Below are 3,552 nucleotides of genomic sequence, written 5' to 3'. Positions count from 1 at the left end.
CAGCAATGCGCTGCGGTTCTGCAATCCAACTGAGCCTGAGCCCTATGATCCGTAGAAAACTCGCTGGAGGCCTGATGCTAGCCACCGGCCTGATTGCAGCGGCGGCTGCCTTTGCGACCTCCCGCCATGCTCCACAGCCGGGCCACAACATCGCCCCGGAACGGGCCCAACACGTTGCCAGCTATACCTGGCGCGCCAGCCCCGATTGGTTCGGCGGCTTCTCCGGGCTGGAACTGTCACCTGACGGCAACCGAATGGTGGTGCTCAGCGATCGCGCCCATGTGGCGCGCGCCGATATCCAGCGCCAAAAGGGCGAGATCACCGGGATTACCCTGCGCAGCGCCCAGCATCTGCGCTCCTCCAAGGGGCGTCAACTTTTGGGCCGGATCATGGACAGCGAGGGGCTGGCCCTTGCGCCGGATGGCTCACTCTACATCTCCTTTGAAGGCCTGTCGCGGGTGGTGCATCACCAAACCGAGGCCAGTAGCGCCCGTGTACTGCCGCGCCCCAATGATTTTCGAGGCTTACCCCTGAACAAATCGCTTGAGGCCCTCGCCATTGACCCCCGGGGGCGGCTTTATACCCTGCCGGAAAACGCGCTGAATGCCGATGGAGAGATCCCGGTCTGGCGCTGGAATGGCGCGGGCTGGAGCCAGCCTTTTTCCCTGCCCCGGCGGGGTGGCTTTTTGCCGGTGGGTGCCGATTTTGGCCCCGACGGGCGGTTTTACCTGCTGGAGCGAAACTTCGTCTTTATCGGCTTTCGCAGCCGCTTGCGGCGCTGGGACATCACCGACCAGGGCCCAATCAACGAGGTCACCCTGATGGAGAGCAGCACCGGGGTGCATGACAACCTCGAAGGGCTGTCTGTCTGGCGCGATCCCACTGGAACCCTGCGCGCCACCATGGTGTCAGATGACAATTTCAAAACCCTACAACGCACCGAGCTGGTGGAATACACCCTGCCGGACTAGTCAGGACCTCAGGAAATTTCTGTTACAGCCAAACTGGAAGCTTAGCCGGAAAGCCCATTTTAGTATCGCCTGAGAGTAGCCTGAAGTATTTTGAATCTCCGTGCGAGCTCCTGCACAACCGTTTTGTCACCGAAAATTCGAAATGCCAGGGCGCAAAGGAACGTCAATGCAAAAGAGGCAAAAAAGAAGCCTGTAAAGGCATAGCCTTCACCATGATTGTCAAACAGTAGCTTCGGAATCAAAATACCGACAAAAGCAATTGGAAAGGCCATTACCGCAGACCAGAGCAACGGCCTGTTGCCCATCAAACCGATCGCCAACCAAGAAAGAGCAACATCCCTGCAAACGTTTGCCACGTGTGAGAACCCATAAAGCCCATAGTAAAACCCTTCAGTTTCCCGGTCAGTTCCCACCTTGGCTAGCAGTCTTTTTCCGTGCTCAAATGAGATAGGGTCAACAAAAAAATTCTCCAGACACTCAAGCGCAAAAGATCCCAAAAAGCATACGAGAAAGACTTGGCCCACATTCTTCAAGATCATAGTTCCCATTCCCTTCAACTTCTCAAAATGAGCCAACTTGCACAAGCAGCCTTTGCAACCTTCTCCCATTGAGCCCGCTTTGCAAGGATAAGCAAGACTTCCTCGTCCGCAACCGCACCGCGCGCCAGCGCGGTGCCGCGCCCAACGGGAGAGGCACATTCTTTGAATGTGGCGATCCGGGCGGGAGCCCCCCCCTTTCGCAGCTCCGGTAGGTCTGTGGTACGTCAAAACACTTGCCAACGGCCTCCAACACAGCTAGGTGAGCGCGTCTTCCGCACAAGATGCGGAACAAGTCGCCGCGACCTTGTATAAAAAACGGAACCGAAAAATGAATCGTTCTCATCTACCTGGCATTCTTGCCATGGCTGCCGTTGTGGTGGCCTCCAATATCCTGGTGCAATTCCTCTTTGGCCAATGGCTGACCTGGGGCGCCTTTACCTATCCCATCGCCTTTCTCATCACCGATGTGATGAACCGCGTCTATGGCGCCGGGCCTGCGCGTCGTGTGGTCCTTGTCGGCTTTGTGGTGGGCGTCCTCTGTTCTCTTATCGGCACGCAGATCATGGGCGAGTTTGGCCCGCTGGTCACCCTGCGCATCGCGCTTGGCTCCGGTCTCGCCTTCCTCACCGCGCAATTGCTTGATGTCTCGATCTTTGCCGCCCTGCGGAACGGAAAATGGTGGCGCGCGCCGCTGGCCTCCACTCTGGTGGGATCCACGGTGGATACTGCCATCTTCTTTACTGTGGCCTTTTCCGGTGCGCTCATCTGGATCGAGCCCGCCAATGATGTCTCTTGGGCTGGGGAAATGCTGCCTCTGCTTGGCGCCGGTCCGGTTGCGCCGCTCTGGGTCTCGCTCGCGGTGGCCGACTGGATGGTGAAGCTCTCTCTGGCCCTGCTGGCGCTGCTGCCCTTCCGCCTGATCGTCAGCCATCTGACAGCCAAGCCTGCGTAACGGCGGCCAAAGTCGCACCACGGGAATACAACAGTTCCGGCAAAAGGCCGCATCCTTTAGGGTGCGGCCTTTTCCAATGGCCGCATCCGGGCTACATCGCCTCCATGCTCCATATCAAAGATGATATTGCGCTGCAGGACTGGGAACTTTCCGAGAGCTTCATGCGGGCCTCGGGGCCCGGCGGGCAGAACGTCAACAAGGTGGCCACCGCAGTCGAGCTGCGGTTCGAGGCCGCCCGCTCCCCTGCGCTCACTCCTGCCGTCAAATCCCGCCTCAAACGGCTGGCCGGACGGCGCTGGACCAAAGAGGGGGCCATCCTGATGCAATGCGATGAAACCCGCTCGCAAATTCGCAATCGTGAGCTGGTGCGCGAACGCCTGGCCGAGCTCATCCGCAAGGCTCTGGTGGCACCAAAACGTCGTATAGCGACCAAACCGACCCGCGGCTCGGTGCGGCGGCGGTTGGAAAGCAAAAAACAGCGCAGCGCAGTCAAATCGACGCGAGGAAAAATCACCCCCGAGTGACGCTAGCGATTGCACCGGACCTTCTCCTTGGCCATGTTTGACCGAAACAGATTTCAAGGAGAAGTTTTATGCGGCTTGCAGGAAAATGCGCCATTGTAACGGGCGGCGCTTCGGGGTTTGGGCTTGGGATTGTTGACAAATTCCTGGCCGAAGGTGCCCGGGTGATGATCGCGGATATCAATGGCGAGGGGGCAGCAGCGCTGGCAGCCGAGCGTGGCGACGCGGCCCTGGCGCAGCAGGTTGATGTGGGCAATGCTGCCTCGGTGAACACCATGGCAGAGGCCGCAATTGCTGCCTTTGGCAAGGTCGATATCCTGATCAACAACGCCGGCGTCACCCATCTGCCCACCCCCCTGGACGAGGTCAGCGAAGAAGACTTTGACCGGGTGTTCAATGTGAACATGAAATCGGTCTATCTCACCGCCCGCGCCCTGGTGCCGCATATGAAGGAAAACGCCAGCGGTGCCATCCTCAATGTGGCTTCAACCGCCGGGGTGTCCCCCCGCGCCAATCTCAATTGGTATAATGCCTCCAAGGGCTGGATGATCACCGCGACCAAGACCATG

The 3,552-nt window shown here is 58.8% G+C and carries 5 protein-coding genes; 4 read left to right on the top strand and 1 reads right to left on the bottom strand.

Annotation, left to right across the window (positions count from 1 at the left end; all coding sequences use genetic code 11):
• Nucleotides 1-5: 5 nt before the first annotated feature.
• Nucleotides 6-971, top strand: a complete 966-nt coding sequence (locus ABJP42_RS03160; protein ID WP_490363179.1) for an esterase-like activity of phytase family protein — start codon at nt 6-8, stop codon at nt 969-971.
• Nucleotides 972-1,030: 59 nt separating this feature from the next.
• Here the strand turns inward: ABJP42_RS03160 and ABJP42_RS03155 are convergent, their stop codons facing one another.
• Entirely contained in the window at nt 1,031-1,510 is a 480-nt protein-coding gene (locus ABJP42_RS03155; RefSeq protein WP_348338439.1) for a hypothetical protein, read from the bottom strand.
• Nucleotides 1,511-1,838: 328 nt separating this feature from the next.
• Here ABJP42_RS03155 and ABJP42_RS03150 point away from each other — a divergent pair, with 328 nt between their 5' ends.
• The 3 genes from ABJP42_RS03150 to ABJP42_RS03140 form a co-directional block, all read left to right on the top strand.
• On the top strand, nt 1,839-2,462 hold the full coding sequence (locus ABJP42_RS03150) for a queuosine precursor transporter (protein ID WP_348338438.1): 624 nt from the start codon (nt 1,839-1,841) through the stop codon (nt 2,460-2,462).
• Nucleotides 2,463-2,566: 104 nt separating this feature from the next.
• Entirely contained in the window at nt 2,567-2,986 is a 420-nt protein-coding gene (gene arfB / locus ABJP42_RS03145; RefSeq protein ID WP_348338437.1) for an alternative ribosome rescue aminoacyl-tRNA hydrolase ArfB, read from the top strand.
• Between the two features lie 68 nt (nt 2,987-3,054).
• On the top strand, nt 3,055-3,552 hold a 498-nt coding region (locus ABJP42_RS03140), incomplete at its 3' end, for an SDR family NAD(P)-dependent oxidoreductase (protein ID WP_348338436.1).

This window comes from Pseudophaeobacter sp. (genome assembly GCF_039971195.1).
Taxonomy (GTDB): domain Bacteria; phylum Pseudomonadota; class Alphaproteobacteria; order Rhodobacterales; family Rhodobacteraceae; genus Pseudophaeobacter.
Note: the sequence above shows the minus strand (reverse complement) of the source record. Positions and strands in the feature narration are given on the sequence as shown.